This is a genomic window from Aquirhabdus sp. (genome assembly GCF_046462495.1).
Classification (GTDB): Bacteria; Pseudomonadota; Gammaproteobacteria; order Pseudomonadales; family Moraxellaceae; genus Aquirhabdus.
Window position 1 is genome coordinate 223,394 of the sequence record NZ_JBKGVE010000002.1, and the last position, 21,653, is coordinate 245,046.

Below are 21,653 nucleotides of genomic sequence, written 5' to 3' on the forward strand. Positions count from 1 at the left end.
AATCGACCGCTTGGTACTTTTGCTACAAATCTTGTAGTTCGCGAACCACTTAACAGACTTTTATCATGAGTTTGTATGCAAGTCCGCTCTTCGCAAACGGCTGATCAAAAATGAGCCTGACCAATGATCGACTATTTAACGTGACTGAAGCATTTCATGACCGGTTGTCATAAAGCCAGTCACGTCCCCGATATATGATTATCGTAAACGCTTTTAAGTATTCAATGAGATGAAGATGGACAACCAAGAACTCAAGCAAGCCGCTCTCGATTACCATGAATTTCCAAAGCCTGGAAAAATTAACGTTGTACCCAGCAAACAACTCGCCAACCAGCATGACCTTGCCCTTGCCTATTCACCCGGTGTCGCAGCACCCTGTCTGGAAATTGAAAAAGATCCATCACTGGTCTCCCGCTATACCGCCCGTGGCAATTTAGTAGCCGTTATTACCAACGGGACTGCTGTACTGGGTCTGGGCAATATTGGTCCATTGGCCTCTAAACCCGTTATGGAAGGCAAAGGCGTACTCTTTAAGAAATTCGCCGGTATCGATGTATTTGATATCGAAATTGCAGAAAATGATCCGGATAAACTGGTTGATATCATTGCATCACTGGAGCCTACCTTCGGTGGGATTAACCTTGAAGATATCAAAGCACCAGAATGCTTCTATATCGAAAAGAAACTCCGTGAACGCATGAAGATTCCAGTCTTTCATGATGACCAACACGGTACATCGATCATTGTTGGCGCAGCTCTACTCAATGCGTTGCTACTCGTCAAGAAAGACATCGCGAAAATCAAAATCGTTTGTTCAGGCGCGGGAGCCGCAGCACTATCCTGCTTAGATCTCCTCGTCGCACTCGGTGCCAGTCGCGAAAATATTATTGTTGCTGACTCTAAAGGTGTTATCACCACTGCACGCTTGGCAACCCTGGATGAAAGTAAACGTCGTTATGCGCAAGATATTACGCAGACACGCCTAGAAGAAGTCATGGCCGATGCCGATATGTTCCTTGGATTATCGACTGCTGGCATCTTGTCTCAAGACATGGTCGCCAAGATGGCTGCTGATCCAATCATTTTCGCTTTGGCCAATCCTAATCCAGAAATTCTGCCTGAGCTTGCGAAGGCTGTACGTCCTGATGTGATCATCGCCACGGGTCGCTCAGACTATCCAAATCAAGTAAATAATGCCCTTTGCTTCCCGTATATCTTCCGCGGAGCACTGGACTCAGGTGCGACAACAGTCAATGAAGCGATGAAAGTGGCTTGTGTCCATGCGATTGCAAAGATGGCACACGTCGAATCCAGCAGTAAAACTTACGGTGAAGATGGCCAACGCTTTGGCCGTGAATATCTGATTCCCGGTCCACTTGATCCACGCCTGATTTTAGAAATTGCCCCAGAGATCGCACGTGCAGCGATGGAATCCGGTGTTGCGACCCGTCCAATCCAAGACTTCGCAGCCTATCGTCAAAGCTTGTCTGAGTTTGTTTATAACTCCGCATTCCTGATGAAGCCTGTTTTTGCACAAGCAAAAAGTGACCCGAAACGCATCGTCTTCTGTGAAGGGGAAGATGAGCGTGTTTTACGTGCGGTTCAGTTGGTGGTTGATGAAGGCTTAGCGCACCCTATTCTGGTTGGACGCCCAACAGTGGTTCAGCATCAGATTTCCAAGTTTGGACTCCGTTTACAGGCAGGGGTTAACTTTGAACTCGTCGATCCAGACCATGATGCACGCTATAAAGAGTACTGGCAGTATTACTACAGCCTCATGCAACGTCGCGGTGTTGGCGTTGAATTGGCTAAGCGTGAAGCACGTCGTCGTACTACCTTGATTGGTGCGCTTCTTGTGCATTTTGGAGCGGCGGATGGCCTGATTTGCGGTACGTTTGCCCACTATGGTTTGCATCTCGATTATCTAAAAGACGTGATTGGCAAAAAAGAAGGGGTTAAAAACTTCTACGCCATGAATGCGCTGATGCTGGAAGGTCGTAATCTGTTTATCGCAGATACTTACGTGAATGAAGATCCAACCGCTGAACAGCTGGCTGAAATGACGTTACTTGCTGCAGAGGAAGTGCGTCGTTTTGGTCTGACGCCTAAAGTCGCGTTGCTGTCTCACTCTAGCTTTGGCAGTGCAGAGGGTGAAAGTGCTCAGAAGATGCGTGACACCTATCGCATTCTCTCCGAGATCGCACCGGAACTTGAAGTCGAAGGTGAGATGCATGGTGATGCCGCACTTGATGAAGAAATTCGTTTAGCTGAATTTCCAAATTCTCGCTATAAAGGTGCTGCAAACCTACTGATCATGCCGACCATGGATGCCGCCAATATTGCATTTAATCTCCTGAAAACCTCAGCAGGGAATAATGTCACCATTGGTCCAATCTTGCTTGGCGCAGCAAAACCTGTGCATATTTTAACGCCAACGGCAACACCGCGTCGTATCGTCAATATGACGGCTTTGGCAGTTGCTGAGATTCAACAAGCTCAAAAAGGCCTCGTTTAAGCATGATTTTCTGCTTGATTGATTGATTAATATATATCAGTCAATCAAATGACTGTCCCTCTCTAAAAAAAAGCATGTCGATGACATGCTTTTTTTGCATTGATATTCAAGTGAAATACCCTAGGATCTCAATACTTAAATTTCTATTCTTTCCGATGCATAGTGGTCTGTAATTTGCTTAACTTTTACACACTCAACCTCAATACTTTCTTCACGATTGAATACTAGACTCGCTCCTAGACATTCATCCCATTAACCATATGCATTTAATAAAACAGGGCTAGTAGCATGGTACACCTTCCTTCAATGGCGCTTATTGCCCTGATCCCATTATTGATTTGGCGTATATATTCACGCATCAAACGCCATTTGGGCCCACAAAAGTCTATTTTATGGCGCCATATTTTAGTCGTCGTGCTATATCCGCTGGTACTGATTAGCTTGAGTATTCACGCCCTGCAATATACGACTAGTTTAATTGGTCTCTTATCAGGCATTACGTTGGGTATTGCGCTGGCTGTTTATAGCCTACGGGTAACACGCTTTGAATCGGTTGATCAGAATTTCTTTTATACACCAAGTGCGCATATCGGGATTGCGTTGTCCTTAATCCTCACTGGCCGCTTACTCTACCGATTATATGAAGTCTGTGGCGGAGGAATTACCCCTGAGGAATTAGAAGGCTTAAGTGAAAGCTCGGCAACATTGCTGATTTTAGGAACTTTTTTTGGTTATTATTTAAGTTATACCATTGGCATTTTACGGCTAAGATCACGTTTTCTAATGCCAAATCATAAAAACGAATGATTTAATCTTAGCGCGCCAATGACCGTTTATCGAAAGAACGAGATGAATCCCATAATAAGGCGGAAGGTGACTTGTAAATCAAAACGAGCAGCACCACTATATCTTACAGATAGAGGCTTAAAATACGTCACTGGGCTGTGCTATAATCATTGATTGGTCAGTGACCACATGAACGCAATACATTGCGACTTGGCTTCATGATGAAAAGCCATCAAATACATAATACGTAACCAAAAAGACGTTAGCAGTAAATATGTCAGGACTATCCCGGCAGATGAACGATTAAGCTAGTGCCAGTAGGATCTGTTAGCAGACCTATTGTAAACCGAATTTGATATCAGTGAGAGCCGAAAAAGATGAGTGATTCACAAACCTCCACCTCGCAAATTGCCGCGCTCATCACCAAAGGAAAAGAGCAAGGCTACCTCACCAACGCCGAAGTTAACGACGCTCTGCCCGATTCGATTACCGAAAGTGAGCAAATCGAAGATATTATTCAGATGTTGAATGACGTCGGTATTCCAGTGCATGAACGCGCACCGGAAACAGACGAACTGATGCTTGAAAGTGCGCCTGAAGCGGGCGACGACGAAGTCGCAGCTGAAGAAGCTGCCGCCGTGCTTGCTGCTGTTGAAACTGAACCCGGTCGCACCACAGACCCTGTCCGCATGTATATGCGTGAAATGGGTACTGTTGATTTGCTGACCCGTGAAGGCGAAATCAGCATCGCGAAGCGTATTGAAGATGGTATTCGCGATATTCTGCATGCCATGGCCTATTGGCCTGGTGCTGTTGAACTGGTCTTGAAAGAGTATAACGAAGCCGTCAATGGTGAACGTCGTCTCTCTGATATTTTGTCAGGCTACCTTGATCCAGAGACTGATGACATTCCTGAAGTCATCGAAGTTGCCGATGATGAAGAGATTATTCCTGAACTCGCTGTTGCTGAACCCGTTGCAAAATCTGATGATGATGAAGATACGACTGCTGATGAAGAAGAAGCTGAATCGGGTCCAGATCCAGAGATCGCACGTGTGCGCTTTGCTGAACTGACTGAGCGTCATGCACTGCTGCAAGAAGCCCTTAAATTAGGTCGTCATTCTGAGCAAGCCAAAGCGGCTCTGCAAGAAATGGCAACCGTATTTATGATGTTCAAGCTGACCCCACGCCTCAGTGAAGAAATCAGCGGCATGGTACGTTCGACAATTGATCAGGTTCGCGCTAACGAACGTGAGATCATGAAATTCTCCGTTAAGAAAGCCCGCATGGATCGTGATCATTTCCGTAATCACTTCCCAGGTAACGAATCTAATTTAGCGTGGATTGATGAACAAATTGAACGCGACAACCTGCTCGCAACCGGTCTGAACGCCGCACGTGCGGATATCCTCTCTTTCCAACAAAACTTGCTGGATCTAGAAACACTACTGAGCTTACGCGTTGCAGATATCAAAGATATCTCTAAACGGATGTCGATTGGTGAAGCTAAAGCACGTCGTGCGAAGAAAGAGATGGTTGAAGCCAACTTGCGTTTGGTCATTTCAATCGCGAAGAAATATACCAACCGCGGCCTACAATTCTTGGATCTGATTCAAGAAGGTAATATCGGCTTGATGAAAGCAGTTGATAAGTTTGAATATCGCCGTGGTTATAAGTTCTCGACTTACGCGACATGGTGGATTCGTCAGGCGATTACCCGTTCTATTGCTGACCAAGCCCGTACCATTCGTATTCCTGTACATATGATCGAAACGATTAATAAAATTAATCGGGTATCGCGTCAATTGCTTCAGGAAATGGGGCGTGAACCTACACCAGAAGAATTGGGTGAACGTTTAGAAATGGACGAAATTAAAGTTCGTAAAGTTCTAAAAATCGCGAAAGAGCCTATTTCTATGGAAACCCCCATTGGCGATGATGAAGATTCGCACTTGGGCGACTTCATTGAAGATACCAACATCACCTCACCAGTTGAAGCAGCGACCGCTGAAGGTCTACGTGAAGCAACTCGCGAAGTCTTGGCGAACTTGACACCGCGTGAAGCGAAAGTATTGAAAATGCGTTTTGGTATTGATATGCCAACCGATCATACTTTGGAAGAAGTCGGTAAACAGTTCGATGTGACACGTGAGCGCATTCGTCAAATTGAAGCCAAAGCCTTGCGTAAACTTCGCCATCCTTCTCGTTCAGAGCACTTGCGCTCATTCCTTGAGAATGATTAATCTCACCCTGTAACTCCAAATGTATAAAAAGAATGCCTCAGTTAAACTGAGGCATTCTTTTTATAACAACGTCATTTATTTTACGTGATTCATTAATATTTTTACACAATATCACAAGCGATACTGATGAATACACACATTGTAATTCGATAGAGTGGACACAATAATATATTCCAGATTAAATGAGGATTCACGAGGAGAACATGATGACTGATAATACTGAGACTACTACCCCGATCGTTGAGAAAAAATCTACAGATATTCATAATGAAGAGCTGTGGCAATTTCCAATGCAATACCCGATCAAGATCATCGGTCATGCCTCCCCTGAACTACTCGGTGCGGTGAGTGATTTGCTTAAGCAACACTTCCCTCTTCTTGATTTAGCACACCTGACAGTGACGCAGTCCAGCGGGGGGAAATATCATTCGATCGCAGCGGTACTGCCTTTTGAAAACAAAGAGCAAGTCAATGCCGTCTATGCAGATCTTGCTGCGTCACAGCATGTTAAAACTGCGCTGTAATAACGCATACGCTTTACCGAATCCATATAAAAAAAGCCGCCCATTCAGGGCGGCTTTTTATTCAACACATCAATCAAAGGTGATTAACGTTCACATCAGGCGCAATCTCTTTGGGTAGCTTGGCATACCAGCGCATTTCGTTATAAATCACAAACGATGACAATGCACAAAGTACGAAGAAACCTGATGTAATCGGCACCAGTGTATTGTCATAAAGTTGACCAATAATCGTCGCCAAAACCAGTGATAAAATCGAAGATACCGCACCGATAATCGCGGAAGCCATGCCGGCAACATGTCCCATCGGCTCCATAGCGATGGCATTCAAATTTCCAAACATCAATCCAAAAGCAAAGAATAGGAGCGATGCATAAGTGATAAACATCCAAAGATGAATATGCGCACCTGTAATCTGCACGAGTAAAAACAATAATGAAACCAATGTGATCACCAGCATCGCGCCTATACAAACCGTGCGCATCCCAAAACGCGCAACAATACGCGAATTCACAAATGAAGCCATGCCCATGAAGAAAGCCAGCAATGCGAAATAAAGACTAAAACTCTGCCCAGATAACCCAAATTGCTGCATAAAGATTTGCTGTGAACTTCCTAGATAGGCAATCAGCCCACCAAAACAAAGACCCGTACAGAGCAGATAACTCATGGTTGTGCGATTGCTGACTACCTCTATAAATCCATGTTCAAATGCTTTTAGTTTAAGCGGAATACGATGACTCAGCGGTAACGTTTCCTCAAGGCGCAGTGCAATCCAACCGCCTACAGTTAAAGCATAAATAATATAAACCAGAAAAATGGTATGCCAGCCCGCAAGGGAAATAATCAATTGACCAATGCTCGGTGCAATCGCCGGTGCGACCATAAACACCATCATGATAATCGACATCACTTTCGCCATCTGTGCGCCGCTGTATTTATCCCGCACCACCGATATGGCAGTAATGTAAGGACCCGATACGCCTAAGCCTTGAATAAAGCGTCCAACTAAAAACAGCTCAAAACTCGTCGTGAAATAACACAGCAAGCTGCCTAAGAAATAAATCGCTATCCCGGAAAACAGAATGCGCTTGCGTCCGATCGCATCAGACAGTGGCCCAGCAATCAGCTGTCCAATCGTCATCCCCGCAAAAATACAGGTAATGACCCACTGAATACGGTTATCCTGCACACCGAAATCCAGCCCAATTTGCCCTAACGCAGGCAATGTCGCATCAATGGAAAATGAAACAACAGACATCAGCAATGCCATGAGCAGCGCGAATTCTCTAGAATGGATACCAGACATTAAAAACCTCTAGGAAATAGGTGACTTTAAAATCATTAATAGGGTGATCTTTAAGACCAACTAAGATTCATCAAGCACAGTAAAGTGACTGTCTCAAAACTGATGATGAGCGTTAACCCCATCATAAATAACCGTTCGGTCAAATGCTATAAAAATACACACGCATTCCCCTATCTTATCAAGCCGTACATTCTAAGCACTTTTCATCGATCAAAATTACGCTAAGCCCACAGATCAATAATCATACCAGTACTACCATCAAAGCGAGATATCAATGATCTCATTTCATATTTTTAAATCTTCATGCGAGTATCTTGCATCACTGCTTCAATCTTATTGACTAGATCGATCTCTCGCCCTTTCTGGAGTATCTCATGTCAAAAAAGAAAGTCTCTGACATCATCATTGAAACCTTAGAAGCTGCTGGGGTTAAACACTGCTACGGCATTGTCGGTGATACCCTAAATCATATCACTGACTCTATCTCACGTAGCCAGATCAAATGGGTTCATATGCGCCACGAGGAAGTTGGCGCATTTGCCGCTGGCGGCGAAGCCTATATCACTGGAAATCTAACCGCTTGTGCAGGTAGCTGTGGTCCCGGTAGCTTGCATTTCATCAATGGCCTTTATGAATCCCATCGTAATCGTGCACCCGTCATTCTGATCGCAAGTCAGGTTGCAACCGCGGAAATGGGCATCGACTTCCCGCAAAATGTCGACTTTATGCCGATCTTTAAAAATTGTAGTGTCTACTGCGAGACACTCATCAATCCCAGTCAAGCACGTCGCATGACCACCCTTGCGGCCCAGACTGCATTAACCCAACGCGGCGTCTCCGTACTCATCGTCCCCGGTGACATAAGCGCGGTTGAGGTTGAGGATAGTCCTGGATTTCATGTCCACCTGCCCTCACCAATGATCCAGCCCAATGAAATTGAACTTGAGAAAATTGCAGATATTCTGAACAATAGTCGTAAAGTCGCGGTCTATGCTGGATTCGGCTGTGATGGTGCGCATGATGAGCTCATCGCGCTCTGTGCTGCATTACAAGCCCCTATGGCCCATACCTCACGTGCCAAAGACTTTGTGGAATATGACAATCCTTATAACGTCGGGATGACTGGCATATTTGGGGCAAGCTCAGGCTATAAGGCTGTGCTCGAGTGCGAAACATTACTCTTACTGGGCGCTGATTTTGCATGGCAGCAATTCTATCCAAGCCATGCACGCATCATTCAAATTGATATTGATGCGACCCATCTCGGTCGCCGTCACCCCATTGAATTGGGTGTCGTCGGAGACGTCAAAGCGACGTTAAAAGCATTACTTCAGCGCCTGCGACCCCATGCTGATCAAAGCTTTCTGAATGAGTGCAAGCATGAGTTAGAGCGTGTTAATCAGCATCGTGCACATGAAGAACGCGAAGGCAAAGATGGTGTGATTCACCCTCAGCAATTGGCGATGCTCATTGACAGACATGCCCAACACGATGCTATCTTTACGGCTGATGGTGGTAGTCCCATGGTCTGGCTTTTACGGCATGTCCATACCAATGGACAACGTCGCACCTTACTCAGTTTACTGCATGGGACAATGGCAAATGCCATGCCACAAGCACTCGGGATTAAAAAAGCATTGCCTGATCGTCAAGTCATTTCCTTTAGTGGGGATGGCGGACTCACCATGCTGCTGGGGGATATGATCACGGCCATTCAGGAAAATATTGCGATTAAAATCGTGGTGTTTAACAATGGTACGTTGGGTTTCGTGGAGCTTGAGCAGAAGGTTGAAGGATTACTGGATGCCTATACCGAACTTAAAAATCCGAACTTCGCCAAACTCGCAGAGGTGATGGGCTATTACAGCGACCGCGTTGACCACAGTGATGATCTGGAAGAAGCAGTCAAGGCCTTTTTAGCCCATCCCGGACCAGCACTACTGGATGTGACCACCAACCGCATGGAGCTCGTCATGCCACCTAAGATTGAACCTGCATATGTCTACTCAACAGCGTTGTCTTCAATGAAAGCGATTGCACATGGTCGTAGTGGTGAGGTCATTGAACTACTCAAGAATAACTTTTTGAAATAAAAACCACATCCAAGAAGCGTGGATCAACAAGGACACCTCCCTACCTTGCCACCCTTGCTTGGATAGCGCGCCTCTAAGCAATAGCGATGAAACTCACGTTCGGTCATGGGCACTTTGTCCGGATGCTTTGAACGCATGTGCAGACAATAATTCTCATAGTCTTGCACACCAACCATTAAACGAAAGCTCTGCGCAAAACGCTTGATCAATAACAGGAGCCATTGCCACTTTGTCTCTGGCAAAGTGGGTTCTGGCATAGACTCTAATGCTATCGGGATGCACTTCTGAATAATCGATAACGTCACTCTGGCTTTTTGATAATAGACACCATTACCCATTTTGATGCTCCTCACGATACACAATTGGCGTCTCATGCACGGTCGGCACCTTAGACTGAAGTGCACGGCGAATAGCAAAGCATGCGGAAATCAACATTGTCACCGCAACAAGCATGAAGAAAGCACACAGCACGGCATTGATCTGGTTACTAAAGACAATCTTTTGCATATCCGCAAAAGACTTGGCTGGTGCTATAAGCACCCCGTGTTGAATACCATCTGCAAATTTATGGGCTTGCGCAAGGAATCCTATGCGAGGATTCTCACTGAATATTTTCTGCCAGCCTGCAGTCATTGATGTAATAAACAACCAAATCGTCGGAACGATGGTGACCCAAGCGTAGTGCTGTTTTTTCATTTTAAACAACACTACTGTCCCTAGAATTAAAGCCATTGCCGCCAGCATTTGATTGCCAATTCCAAAGAGTGGCCACAAGGTGTTAATTCCACCTAATGGATCGGTGACGCCTTGGTATACAAAGAAACCCCAGCCTCCCACGGCAATCGTTGTACCTGCCAGATTACCTAGCCATGAGCGATTATTGGCAAGACGTGGGATAACAACGCCGACCAAATCCTGCACCATGAATCGACAAGCACGTGTCCCCGCATCAACCGCCGTCAGAATAAACATGGCTTCGAATAAAATCGCAAAATGATACCAAAATGCCATCATGGCCTTACTGTGAAAAACATCGGTAATAATATGCGCCATGCCCACTGCAAAGGTCGGAGCCCCACCTGCGCGAGACAAGATTGAGTGCTCGCCAACATCTTTGGCAATCATTGCCAATGCTTCAGGCGTGATGACAAAACCCCAGTTATTGATCACTTGAGACGCACTTTCTACAGTTGTCCCAATCAATGCAGCAGGAGAATTCAGCGCAAAGTAAACACCGGGCTCGATCACCGATGCACAAATCAGCGCCATGATGGCCACAAAGGATTCCATCAACATTGCGCCATAGCCAATAAAGCGAATATGACTCTCTCGCTCAATCAACTTCGGCGTCGTTCCACTGGCAACCAAGGCGTGAAAACCAGAAATGGCACCACAAGCAATGGTAATAAACAAAAACGGAAATAAACTGCCCGCAAACACAGGACCACTGCCGTCAATAAACTTGGTGACGGCTGGCATCTTCATTTCAGGCATGGCAAAGACAATTCCGATCGCCAGCCCAATAATGACACCGATTTTAAGAAAGGTTGATAAGTAATCCCGTGGCGCCAACAACAGCCATACCGGTAGAACCGAGGCAATAAAGCCGTAGATCACTAACACCCACGTCAAAGTCGTTCCATGTAACGTAAATAATGGTCCTAAAACAGAGTCCTGGGCTATCTGTCCGCCATACACGATCGCCAACATCATGAGGACAAAGCCTATCAGGGAAACTTCGGCAATCTTTCCGGGCCGGATAAAGCGCATATAGACACCCATAAATAGTGCAATGGGTACTGTCGCTGCGATAGTGAATAACCCCCAAGGGCTGTCTGCCAAGGCTTTAACAACGACCAGCGCTAAAGCGGAAAGGATGATGATCATGACACCAAATGCACCCAGCATCACGATCACACCTGCAAACGAACCCAACTCTTGCTTGGCCATCTCTCCCAGTGAGCGACCATCACGGCGGGTTGAAATAAACAGAATGAGGAAGTCTTGAACCGCCCCTGCCAGCATCACGCCAACGAGAATCCAGATTGTGCCCGGTAAAAAACCCATTTGTGCAGCCAAAATTGGACCAACCAAAGGACCCGCACCCGCAATCGCAGCAAAGTGATGTCCAAAGAGTACCCACTTATTGGTCGGGACGTAGTCTAAACCATCGTTATTTCGCTCAGCTGGCGTAAGTCTGCGATCATCCAGTTCAAATACTTTTTGAGCAATAAAGACGCTATAGAAGCGATAGGCGATGCTATAGCATGCAACGGAAGCCACCACGAGCCATACGGCATTGACATGCTCGCCTCGGTTTAAAGCCAGCATTGCAAATGCAAAAGCCCCGACCACCGCAACCAATAACCAAGTTAATCCAGTTTTAACACTCTTCATTGAGAATGGCTCCTTTTTATCTGCACACAAGGTGGATGGCTTTTTTAAGATGCTGCATAGTGGCATAGTTCAGAATCGGTGACAAAAAAAGACCCATCGAAATGGGCCTTTTTTACACTTCAACACAATCAATCCATGACGGATTAACGTTTTTTTGCACGCTTTTTAAAGGCTTGTACCAAGCGACGTTGGCGCTCGGCATCCCGATCACTAATTTTGTTCTTTTTATCCGCAAATGGATTTTCACCACTCTTGAACTCGATACGCACAGGCGTACCTTCCATTTTGAAGACTTTACGGAAAACATTCTCCAAATAACGACGATAGTCGTTAGGCACCTGATCCACTTGGTTACCATGGATAATAATCAGTGGTGGGTTTGATCCGCCCATATGCGCATAACGCATTTTTATACGACGACCCGATACCATCGGTGGCTGATGCTGCTCTACGGCATCTTGCAACACTTGCGTCATGCGATTGGTCGTGACTTTAAGCCATGCAGAGTTATAGGCTTGATGGATCGAGGGGTAAAGCTCACCTACGCCCGTTCCATGTAACGCAGAAATCAGATGAATTTTTGCCCACGGAATAAAGTCAAAGCGACGTTCAATATCTGCTTTGACCTGTGAACGCTCATAATCAGTCATGCCGTCCCATTTGTTGATCGCAATGACAATGGCGCGACCCGCTTCAAGAGCAAAGCCCAACATATGCAAATCTTGCTCAACAATCCCTTCACGTGCATCAATCACCACCACAACAACATGGGCATCTTTCATGGCTTGTAAAGTTTTAATGACCGAGAACTTTTCAACAGTCTCAAAAACTTTACCACGACGACGTACACCCGCAGTGTCAATCAAAGTGTATTGACGACCTTGTCGCTCAAAAGGAATATAAATACTGTCCCGTGTGGTCCCCGGCTGGTCATAAACCACGACACGCTCTTCACCTAACAGGCGATTAACGAGCGTCGACTTACCCACATTGGGGCGGCCAATAATCGCCATACGCAGACCCGGTGCAACCTTTTCCTCATCTAGAGGAACATCTTCGGGTAGATCCGCCAAAATATCTTCAAGCAACTGGGATACACCGCGTCCATGGCTTGCAGCAACATGATGCGGCTCACCAAAACCGAGTTTGAAGAACTCCGCAACGGCGGCTTCAGCATGTACCCCATCCACTTTGTTTGCAACAATATGAATTTTCTTACCTAAAACACGTAATTCACGTGCTACCTGTTCATCGGACGCCAGCAAGCCTGCCTTTGCATCGACGATAAACAAAATAATATCGGCCTCTTCAATCGCTGTACGCGATTGTTCGGCCATATAAGAATCGATGCCTTGATCATTCTCACCGATACCACCAGTATCAACGACAATAAACGACTTATTCTCATAGGTCGCATCGCCGTACTGACGGTCACGGGTCAGACCTGGCAAATCCGCAACCAAGGCATTACGCGTCTTGGTAATTTGGTTGAATAAGGTGGATTTACCGACATTCGGCCGACCAATCAAAGCAATTACAGGTTTCATGAACACTCATTCATCTAAAAATTCCCTTTTAACGATTGATACACATGCATGTAAAAAAAGTAAGGGACAAAAAAAGGGTTTGCATTGCAATGATAACAAAGATCAGCAACGCAAACCCTATATTATAACTGACTAATCATCTCTGTGAACGTCTAACCGCTCATCAAGACGAATTAACGCGCTTGCCAGATGCTCAAGTTTCCTTTTGCACTATTCACCAGCAGACGATCACCAACAACACGTAAAGTCGAGACTGCACCAGACGTACTGACACGACCCACAATCTTGCCTTCCGTTTGCTCAATCAGATGCAGATAACCATCTTGATCACCCACAACCAGATAACGACCCAATACAACCGGATTACTCAGCCCACGATAGGCCAGACTATCTTGTGTCCAAGCGACTTTGCCGTTTTGTTCATCAATTGCGAGGATTTTTCCCTCAGCAGTACTGACGTAAATATTGCCCAGTCCTTCGGCAGGAGCTTTTAAACTACTGGCATCAACAATCCAGTTCACTTGTTGATTGTCGATGTTCATCGCCGTTAGCTGACCTTGATAACTGACGACATATAGCTGACGACCAGACACCAATGGATCGCCATCAATATCGATCAAACGCTGAACTTCAGAAGTTCCCGCGCTCACCGCAACACGACGCTCCCACTTTGGAACACCAGTCGCTAAGTCTAATGCATAAATTCGACCCGAGGCACCCGCAACAATCACGGTATTGTCATCAAACAACACGGGGGCAGAACTACCACGGACACTCAATGCGGGCATTGGAATATCGTAAGTCCAAACGGATTGACCTGAGGTTGTATCGGTCGCAGTTACCGTGCCGTCATTACCTAGCGCAACAACACGACCGCCGCTCACCAGCGCAGGAGACAAAATCGATGCCCCAGTGCTACGTGACCAACGCACTTTTCCATCTTGGGCATCCAATGCAACAACAGCGCCTTTGCCAGTGCCAAACACTACGATCCCATCAGCAGCGGTTACTCCACTGGTGATATCTTGCTTGGTTTTCACTTGCCAGAGTTGCTTACCTGCAGCATCCCATGCATACACTCGGCCGGAATGGCTTGCAGCGTAGACATTACCATTTAAGACATCTAATTGCGGACGCAAAGGATCAACTTTATCTTCACCACCGATAGAATCTTTCCAAACCAAACCCAACGACTGTGAAGGTGCAGTTAACGTCGGCAGTTTGCTTGGTTTATGGACTTCGGGTTTAAAATCTTTGCTACTTCCACACCCTGCGAGTACCAATGCACTCACAGTCACGAAAGCCATCGCAGTTTTACTTGCAGTGGACCACGACATTAGATTCGTTGGCAATGAAGCCTGTTTCACAGCACTCACAGTCGGCAATTTCATTACGAAGCAGCTCCATTTTCAATATTGGTAGTCTCAGAAGGTGTATCACGAATCGGACTTGGTTCTTTGATCTCTTCTGGAGTCAAACCAAGTGCATTCATTTTAACCTTGAGAAGCTCGCGAGATTGTTGGCGTTTTACAAGTGCCGTCCAAGCTGATTCATAAGCTTTCTTGGCGCCTGCTTGATCATTTTTTTGCAAAAGAACATCACCACGTAATTCATCACGAGTTGCAACAAATGCAGGATCAGTCACATTATTGAGTGAGGCGATTGCTGCATCAAATTTATTTTGCGCAAACTGGGCACGCGCCAAACGAATCCAAGTGATGGCAATCAGACCATCATCTTTGACCTTCAAGGTCGTCGCTTGAGCCAAGGCCTTCTCAGCACTCGCCCACTCTCCTTGTGAACCGGTTACTTTTGCCTGAAGTAACAAGGCTTGCAGGGAAAATACGCTATTCGGGTCAGACTTGACCAAAGCTTGCACATTTGAAATAAAACGTGATTGAGCCGCCTTATCTCCTTCAACCTTTGCACTATCATCAACAATACTTTGATATTGATTAATCGCCTGAAAACGTTCGACATCCTGACGATTTTCCCAGTATCTCCACCCGAAAAAAGCGATCAGAGCCAATAACACACCAGTGAGTGCTGCGCCTCCATAAGTTTTAATGAGCTTTTTCAGGCGCTCAATTTGTTCCTCATCACTCAAATACTCACTCATTACCGATTCCTTTACTCTTAATCTGAAAAACTGTTTGTTTTTAAAAATAAATCAATGACCCAAAGCCATCATATCCTTATTGGCGGCTCTCAAGGCGCGCGATCAACTGTGTCGCCAAATCCTGTTGCGACCATGTTTCCTGCTCACCCGTTGCCAAGATTTTTACGGTGACCTGCCCCAGTTCAACCTCACGCTCGCCTAAAATCAGAGCTAAACGCGCGCCCGACTGATCCGCTTTTTTCATCTGGCTTTTAAGACTGCCCAACGAGCCTGTCTTCATCCGTAGTGGTTGTGGCTGTGTTGCAAAACGATCACGCAAGGACTCGGCAAGTAATAGCGCCTTAGTTTGATATACAGGATCTGCTAACAAAAATACATCACAATCCGAGGGTATGGTATTGCCCGCGCCCAATTCTAAAAGCAGGAGTAACCGCTCCATACCCATGCCGAATCCAACGGCTGGGACACTTTGATCAGCTTTGCCCTTGAGTTGACCGACCAGACCATCATAGCGACCACCCGCACACACAGTGCCTTGAGCGCCCAAGTGCGTCGTTGTCCACTCAAAAACGGTCTTATTATAATAATCCAAACCTCGGACAAGTTTTTGATTAACCACATAGGGAATGTTGGCCGCATCTAAATACACTTTCAATTGCTCGAAATGCTGTAAAGACTCCTCATCAAGGAAGTCATGCAATTTCGGTGCATCAATTAAGAGAGCTTGTGTTTGTGCATTTTTGCTATCCAAAATCCGTAAAGGATTCGTCGTCAAACGGCGTTGACTGTCTTCATCTAATTGATCTTTACGTGCCGCCAGATACTCAACGAGCGCCGCACGAAACCGTGCTCGAGACTCCACTTCCCCGAGTGTATTCAACTCAAGCTGGACTTTATCGAAAATATTAAATTGCTTCCAAAGACGTGCGGTCAATAAAATCAGTTCAGCTTCAATATCGGGTGTCGCCACACCAAAGGTTTCTACACCAAACTGATGAAATTGACGATAACGACCCTTTTGTGGTTTTTCGTAGCGAAACATTGGGCCTGTATACCACAAGCGTGGCGTAGTCCCTCGCAGCAAGTTATGTTCTAGCATGGCACGCACACATCCCGCCGTGCCTTCCGGACGTAAGGTCAACGATTCTGGCGGTTCACCTTTATCAAAAAAGGTGTACATTTCTTTTTCGACGATATCCGTCGCATCCCCAATAGCACGCTTAAAAAGTGCCGTTTGCTCAACCAGCGGTAAGCGAATATGCTGGTAGCCATAAGCATCCATCAACTCGGCCAACACGGTTTCTAGTTTGCGCCAACGACTGGCTTCACTCGGTAAAATATCATTAAAACCACGAATTGCATTAATTGTTGAACTACTCATACTGCTCATCTACTACTTATCTGACTTAATATCTATTTGTTTAAGTGATGCGAATAATTTCTTTCGCTTTGGCAACAGCTTTATCGGCTTCAATCACTGCAACTTTATTGCGCACCATTTTTTCAATTTCATCAACCAAATTATGGGTATCAATGAGATGACTCTTCTCACCATTCAGGTACACCAGAGAACGGGGAGCAGCACCGACCACACCAATATCTGCTTCTTTAGCTTCACCAGGACCATTCACCTTACAGCCGATCACGGATAGATCCAGTGGTGTACGAATATCCTCTAAACGCGCTTCTAAAGCATTCATGACCCGAATTACATCAAACTCTTGACGAGAGCAACTTGGGCAAGCAATGAAATTAATGCCATTGGAGCGAATGTTCAGAGATTTTAAAATATCAAAACCGACCTTCACTTCATCTTCAGGTTCAGCGGCAAGAGACACCCGTAAAGTATCGCCAATGCCATCCAGTAATAATCCACCCAATGCAATCGCTGATTTTACTGTGCCTGAACGAAACACCCCAGCTTCAGTAACCCCCAAGTGCAATGGATTATCAATTTGTGCTGACAGTAAGCGATAAGCATCCAATGTCAAAAACACATTACTGGCTTTAACACTGACTTTAAACTCATGGAAATTCAGGCGGTCTAAAATATCAATATGACGCATTGCCGACTCAAGCAGAGCCTCACCTGTAGGTTCTTTATATTTGATTTGCAGATCTTTTTCCAAAGATCCAGCATTAACCCCAATACGCATTGAAATACCGTGATGACGTGCAGCGGCAACTACCTCACGCACTTTGTCATCACTGCCGATATTACCGGGATTAATGCGCAAACAATCCGCACCATAGTCAGCAACAGCCAATGCAATTTTATGATCGAAGTGAATGTCTGCAACCAATGGAACGTTGACTTGTTTACGAATTTTTCCAAAAGCCTCTGCCGCTTCCATACTAGGTACAGAAACGCGTACGATATCTGCGCCAGCATTGGCGCAGCGATTAATCTGATCTACAGTCGCAGCGACATCACAGGTTTCCGTGTTCGTCATTGTCTGCACACTGATCGGCGCATCCCCACCGACATAAACAGATCCAACCCGAATTTTACGCGTTAATTTACGAACGATAGGCGTATGGTGCATGAATACAATTCCTAATTCTCATCAAGCTTTAATCGCAGTACAGCCTATCCCTCTAGCGGGACAAACGAAATGCTGCACGACCATTTACAGTATAGGGTTTAAGATCAACTTGTTCGCCATTTAAAGCCAGTGAAACAGACGGCGCATCAGCCAACGTAATGCTAAATGGAGAGGTACCACTCAACGTTAAAGGTTCATCAGTATTATGTACGCCGCTCGTCAATGTTTTTCCACTCGCATCCTGCACGATCACATCACTCGATTTACTAAAGGTCAGTACAAGCTGATCATTTGCGGAAGTAGCCGGACTAGGCAGCGCAGACAAAGGTGCTTGGCTAGTAGAGGATGTTATGATATTACCTGTCGAATTTGAATCTGCGTGGGTATTTTCATTCAACACAACCGCATGGGTATCATTGCTGGATGGTGAATTCATCACGCGCTTGACCACAGGGCGAAGTAACAAGACGATAATAACCAAGACCACAGGCACAAGCAGCCATAGCATCCAGCGTTTACTCTTACGCGTTTTACTGTGCAACTTCGCTAATTGCTGAAGGGGTGAGTTCTCTAAAGAATGGTTACTCGACAATCCGGTTGCACTGGTATAGATCTCATTGAACTGAGTAATCAAAATGTCAGAGTCTATGCCCAGCACACGTGCATAGCTACGTAAATACCCACGAATAAAAGCAGGCTCGGGTAATGACTTGTATTCGTCAGCCTCGATTGCAACCAACAGACGCTCAGGAATATTAAGTTCACTGGCAATATCTTTTAACTCACGCTGTTTAAACAACCGAGCCTGCCTTAACCGCTCACCAGGTCGCTGGGCATTAGATGGTGCTTGCGCTTGTGTATTTGACAGTGATGAAGTGGGTGTAGACATCGTATTACCTGAAGAAGAATCAAAGACCGGGCTGGCACTGATGCCAGCAGTGTTTTCATGTGAACTAATTAAAGACTCTGGAATTGCATCTTTAGTATTTTTTTCAATCAAAGACTCGCTATCTATTGCTATCTCGGTATGCCCTGGCAAAACGTCGACGTTCTGCACACTTTCAGACAATGCATTATGATCCGCATCAGGTGTTTTAATCACGTCTGATTCTAACGGATTAGGTGTATCAGATGGTTTTAATCCCATGCCGCCCCCGTTTTCAACAGTTCGTTATAGTGCTGATATTCGGCACTATTTGGGTATGACAATTGCAATCGCTCTGCCAAGGACTGTAAACGCCCTATATCTTGTGTCTGATGCGCAATCCGCATACCCAGCCACAATGATCGGGCGCTTTGTTGCTGCCCGCCCAGTAGCTGTAAATATTCATCGTAAAGACTACGCGCCGCTTGAACCCGATTCTGACCCAAGAAAATTTGAGCCAATTCGAAGCGTGCCACCAAGGAATTTCTATTGGCTTGCAGGGCTTGAGTAAAAGCTTGCTGTGCTTCGGCTGGTTTACCCAACACCTCTGCAGTCAGGCCAAGATTCTCTAAAGCGGCATAGCGCTCTGTATAACCCAACTGCGAACCCGCAAGTTCAAACTGGGTATACGCCTCGGCATAACGCTTACGACTACTCAAGAATACGCCATAGTTATTGCGCGCTTGAGCAAAATCATCTTTTAAAGCAATCGCTTTCTTAAAATACTCTTCCGCTTTGATCTGATTCGGCTCACTACCCTCTTGCTGCAATAACACACCCATCATGTTATTAGCTTCAGGTAATCGCGGTTCCGTTTTCAAGGCAATTGCAAGACTACGCTGAGCCGCATCCAGATCTCCGCTTTTAATATACTCAGCCGCCATGGCAGTCCGTGCACGTGCAGCAGCCTCTGGATTAGGCGGTGATTGTGCAGTCTTCATCATCGAGCCTGGCTCAGAAACAGTGGATTGGCATCCAGTAAGCACCGCTATAGACAGTAAAAGTGCAGAAACCATTCCCACAGGTACATTATGATGCAATGAACCATTCCCTTCGCTGATACGGTATATATGCTTATTGAATGCAACCACTCTCTAACCTCGCGTTCTCAATATTTCACTCCGCCGTCCCTGATTGGAATGAGCGGTCTTCTGTTCGGTACTTTGTTGATCTTTATTCTTTTGCTCAACCACTTTTTGTTTCCAACGCTCTGCACGACGCGTCCGATCAGCAACCTGCCCAACCAGTTGGCCGCATGCAGCATCAATATCATCACCACGTGTCGCCCTGACCGTGCAGACAAATCCAGCATCCGCTAATGTTTTCTGGAAAGTCATGATCCGCTCTCGTCCAGAGCGCTCATAGGGTGCGTGTGGAAACGGATTGAATGGAATGAGGTTAATCTTACTGGGTAAATCACCTAAAAGTTGTATCAATTGTTTGGCGTGCTTTTGCTGGTCATTGACCCCATCCAGCATCACATACTCAATCGTCACATGTTTCTTACGTGAAGGCTCAAGCACATCATCCAACGTATCGTCATCATCTTCGAGTAAGGCACTGCTTTGCAATAGCTTATTTGTAGGGTTTGTTGCAGCATGCTTACTATTTTTTTGCGCCGCTTTGGTTTGAGCGGTTTTTTCAGACTCCGGTGCACCGCGTGCAACGTAACGACGAGCCGCAGCAATCAGCTCCGCCAGAGGATATTTTTTATTAATGGGTACCAATTCATTGCGCAATTCGTCGTTCGGTGCATGCAATGATATTGCCAAAGCAACATCAATCTCATCACCCAGCTTATCAATCATGGGCACAATGCCTGATGTGGACAACGTCACACGACGCTTCGACATGCCGTAGGCATGATCATCCAGCATCAACTGCATGGAGGAGACCACAGGCACAAAGTTTAATAAGGGCTCGCCCATCCCCATCATCACCACATTAGTGACGGTGCGGATACGATCACCAACAGGGATATCTTCCATATAGGACTGATTGGCAACCCACAGCTGACCAATAATTTCAGCTGGTGTCAGATCGCGCTGAAAACCTTGTTTACCCGTACTACAGAAACTACAATCCAATGCACAGCCCACTTGAGAGGAAATACATAACGTCTTGCGGCCTTCCGCCGGAATGAGTACGGTTTCTACCAAAGAGCCCGCGCCCTCACCGACACGAAACACCCATTTACGGGTACCATCTTTGGCAAATTCACGATGCACGACTTCTGGCGCAGCCACATAGGCCAGACTGGATAATTTCTCACGTAAAGGACCCGCTAAATTGGTCATTTCATTGAAATCGGTTACACCCAGTTGGTGAATCCATTTTGTCACTTGCGCAGCGCGAAACTTCTTTTCGCCTATACTTTCAAAATAGCCTTCAAGTTGTTTGCGCGTCATCCCAAGCAGATTCACTTTTTCGGCTGATGCTTGGCTTAACTTCTGATCCGGCTCTCTGCTTGGTGCAAAAGGCTGCACAGCGTCACTTGCGGAAAACGACAAGGTATCGGCTTGCGCAAGTAAGCTGGGGGACTCAGGGGAAATCTGCGACTCTGCAATCGCATTCACGTCTGAAATACTCATTACTTTTTTCCAAACTAAAAACGGGGAATATGAAAACAGCAAAAACCAGATGTCGAAAAAC

General features: G+C 45.9%; 16 protein-coding genes. 5 read left to right on the plus strand and 11 right to left on the minus strand.

Going from position 1 to position 21,653, the window contains the following annotated elements; all coding sequences use genetic code 11:
* The first annotated feature begins 235 nt into the window (after positions 1 to 235).
* The 4 genes from ACLHG7_RS01195 (at position 236) to ACLHG7_RS01210 (ending at position 6,068) form a co-directional block, all read left to right on the plus strand.
* A complete protein-coding gene (locus ACLHG7_RS01195; protein WP_410209257.1) occupies positions 236 to 2,515 on the plus strand; it encodes an NADP-dependent malic enzyme in 2,280 nt (759 codons plus the stop codon).
* 288 nt (positions 2,516 to 2,803) lie between these two features.
* Positions 2,804 to 3,322, plus strand: coding sequence for a hypothetical protein (locus ACLHG7_RS01200; RefSeq protein ID WP_410209258.1), 519 nt, complete (start codon positions 2,804 to 2,806; stop codon positions 3,320 to 3,322).
* Between the two features lie 356 nt (positions 3,323 to 3,678).
* Positions 3,679 to 5,544 (plus strand): RNA polymerase sigma factor RpoD, encoded by a 1,866-nt coding sequence (rpoD, locus tag ACLHG7_RS01205; protein ID WP_410209259.1) that lies wholly within the window; start codon positions 3,679 to 3,681, stop codon positions 5,542 to 5,544.
* Between the two features lie 206 nt (positions 5,545 to 5,750).
* A complete protein-coding gene (locus ACLHG7_RS01210) occupies positions 5,751 to 6,068 on the plus strand; it encodes a YbeD family protein (RefSeq protein ID WP_410209260.1) in 318 nt (105 codons plus the stop codon).
* A 73-nt stretch (positions 6,069 to 6,141) separates the two neighbouring features.
* On the opposite strand, the gene ACLHG7_RS01215 is transcribed toward ACLHG7_RS01210, so the two are convergent.
* Entirely contained in the window at positions 6,142 to 7,374 is a 1,233-nt protein-coding gene (locus ACLHG7_RS01215; protein ID WP_410209261.1) for a multidrug effflux MFS transporter, read from the minus strand.
* Between the two features lie 374 nt (positions 7,375 to 7,748).
* Between ACLHG7_RS01215 and ACLHG7_RS01220 the strand changes: the two genes are divergently transcribed.
* Positions 7,749 to 9,467 carry a thiamine pyrophosphate-dependent enzyme gene (locus tag ACLHG7_RS01220; RefSeq protein ID WP_410209262.1) on the plus strand — a complete coding sequence of 573 codons (1,719 nt, stop codon included), beginning with the start codon at positions 7,749 to 7,751 and terminating at the stop codon, positions 9,465 to 9,467.
* A gap of 23 nt (positions 9,468 to 9,490) precedes the next feature.
* On the opposite strand, the gene ACLHG7_RS01225 is transcribed toward ACLHG7_RS01220, so the two are convergent.
* From ACLHG7_RS01225 to rlmN, 10 genes are all read right to left on the minus strand, one after another.
* The gene (locus ACLHG7_RS01225; protein ID WP_410209263.1) at positions 9,491 to 9,805 is read right to left on the minus strand and encodes a YbdD/YjiX family protein; all 315 of its coding nucleotides are present in this window, start codon (positions 9,803 to 9,805) and stop codon (positions 9,491 to 9,493) included.
* Positions 9,798 to 11,864, minus strand: a complete 2,067-nt coding sequence (locus ACLHG7_RS01230) for a carbon starvation CstA family protein (protein ID WP_410209264.1) — start codon at positions 11,862 to 11,864, stop codon at positions 9,798 to 9,800. Before ACLHG7_RS01230 ends, ACLHG7_RS01225 begins: the two co-directional genes overlap by 8 nt.
* 143 nt (positions 11,865 to 12,007) lie before the next feature.
* Positions 12,008 to 13,411 (minus strand): ribosome biogenesis GTPase Der, encoded by a 1,404-nt coding sequence (gene der / locus ACLHG7_RS01235; RefSeq protein ID WP_114899133.1) that lies wholly within the window; start codon positions 13,409 to 13,411, stop codon positions 12,008 to 12,010.
* A 173-nt stretch (positions 13,412 to 13,584) separates the two neighbouring features.
* On the minus strand, positions 13,585 to 14,802 hold the full coding sequence (gene bamB, locus ACLHG7_RS01240) for an outer membrane protein assembly factor BamB (protein WP_410209265.1): 1,218 nt from the start codon (positions 14,800 to 14,802) through the stop codon (positions 13,585 to 13,587).
* The gene (locus tag ACLHG7_RS01245) at positions 14,802 to 15,530 is read right to left on the minus strand and encodes a YfgM family protein (RefSeq protein ID WP_410209266.1); all 729 of its coding nucleotides are present in this window, start codon (positions 15,528 to 15,530) and stop codon (positions 14,802 to 14,804) included. Before ACLHG7_RS01245 ends, bamB begins: the two co-directional genes overlap by 1 nt.
* Positions 15,531 to 15,606: 76 nt before the next feature.
* Positions 15,607 to 16,911, minus strand: a complete 1,305-nt coding sequence (gene hisS / locus ACLHG7_RS01250; RefSeq protein WP_410209267.1) for a histidine--tRNA ligase — start codon at positions 16,909 to 16,911, stop codon at positions 15,607 to 15,609.
* A 40-nt stretch (positions 16,912 to 16,951) separates the two neighbouring features.
* Entirely contained in the window at positions 16,952 to 18,076 is a 1,125-nt protein-coding gene (gene ispG / locus ACLHG7_RS01255; protein WP_410209268.1) for a flavodoxin-dependent (E)-4-hydroxy-3-methylbut-2-enyl-diphosphate synthase, read from the minus strand.
* 52 nt (positions 18,077 to 18,128) lie between these two features.
* Entirely contained in the window at positions 18,129 to 19,223 is a 1,095-nt protein-coding gene (locus tag ACLHG7_RS01260; protein ID WP_410209269.1) for a helix-turn-helix domain-containing protein, read from the minus strand.
* Positions 19,214 to 20,041, minus strand: a complete 828-nt coding sequence (gene pilW / locus ACLHG7_RS01265) for a type IV pilus biogenesis/stability protein PilW (RefSeq protein WP_410209270.1) — start codon at positions 20,039 to 20,041, stop codon at positions 19,214 to 19,216. The genes ACLHG7_RS01260 and pilW overlap by 10 nt, the downstream gene beginning before the upstream one ends.
* A gap of 54 nt (positions 20,042 to 20,095) precedes the next feature.
* Positions 20,096 to 21,592 carry a 23S rRNA (adenine(2503)-C(2))-methyltransferase RlmN gene (gene rlmN, locus ACLHG7_RS01270; RefSeq protein WP_410209271.1) on the minus strand — a complete coding sequence of 499 codons (1,497 nt, stop codon included), beginning with the start codon at positions 21,590 to 21,592 and terminating at the stop codon, positions 20,096 to 20,098.
* Between the last annotated feature and the right edge of the window lie 61 nt (positions 21,593 to 21,653).

What these genes read in the sequence shown, in the direction of transcription:
- ACLHG7_RS01195 (WP_410209257.1), top strand. Translation starts at nt 236, where the DNA reads ATGGACAACCAAGAACTCAAGCAAGCCGCTCTCGATTACCATGAATTT.
- ACLHG7_RS01200 (WP_410209258.1), top strand. Translation starts at nt 2,804, where the DNA reads ATGGTACACCTTCCTTCAATGGCGCTTATTGCCCTGATCCCATTATTG.
- rpoD (WP_410209259.1), top strand. Translation starts at nt 3,679, where the DNA reads ATGAGTGATTCACAAACCTCCACCTCGCAAATTGCCGCGCTCATCACC.
- ACLHG7_RS01210 (WP_410209260.1), top strand. Translation starts at nt 5,751, where the DNA reads ATGACTGATAATACTGAGACTACTACCCCGATCGTTGAGAAAAAATCT.
- ACLHG7_RS01215 (WP_410209261.1), bottom strand. Translation starts at nt 7,374, where the DNA reads ATGTCTGGTATCCATTCTAGAGAATTCGCGCTGCTCATGGCATTGCTG.
- ACLHG7_RS01220 (WP_410209262.1), top strand. Translation starts at nt 7,749, where the DNA reads ATGTCAAAAAAGAAAGTCTCTGACATCATCATTGAAACCTTAGAAGCT.
- ACLHG7_RS01225 (WP_410209263.1), bottom strand. Translation starts at nt 9,805, where the DNA reads ATGGGTAATGGTGTCTATTATCAAAAAGCCAGAGTGACGTTATCGATT.
- ACLHG7_RS01230 (WP_410209264.1), bottom strand. Translation starts at nt 11,864, where the DNA reads ATGAAGAGTGTTAAAACTGGATTAACTTGGTTATTGGTTGCGGTGGTC.
- der (WP_114899133.1), bottom strand. Translation starts at nt 13,411, where the DNA reads ATGAAACCTGTAATTGCTTTGATTGGTCGGCCGAATGTCGGTAAATCC.
- bamB (WP_410209265.1), bottom strand. Translation starts at nt 14,802, where the DNA reads ATGAAATTGCCGACTGTGAGTGCTGTGAAACAGGCTTCATTGCCAACG.
- ACLHG7_RS01245 (WP_410209266.1), bottom strand. Translation starts at nt 15,530, where the DNA reads ATGAGTGAGTATTTGAGTGATGAGGAACAAATTGAGCGCCTGAAAAAG.
- hisS (WP_410209267.1), bottom strand. Translation starts at nt 16,911, where the DNA reads ATGAGTAGTTCAACAATTAATGCAATTCGTGGTTTTAATGATATTTTA.
- ispG (WP_410209268.1), bottom strand. Translation starts at nt 18,076, where the DNA reads ATGCACCATACGCCTATCGTTCGTAAATTAACGCGTAAAATTCGGGTT.
- ACLHG7_RS01260 (WP_410209269.1), bottom strand. Translation starts at nt 19,223, where the DNA reads ATGGGATTAAAACCATCTGATACACCTAATCCGTTAGAATCAGACGTG.
- rlmN (WP_410209271.1), bottom strand. Translation starts at nt 21,592, where the DNA reads ATGAGTATTTCAGACGTGAATGCGATTGCAGAGTCGCAGATTTCCCCT.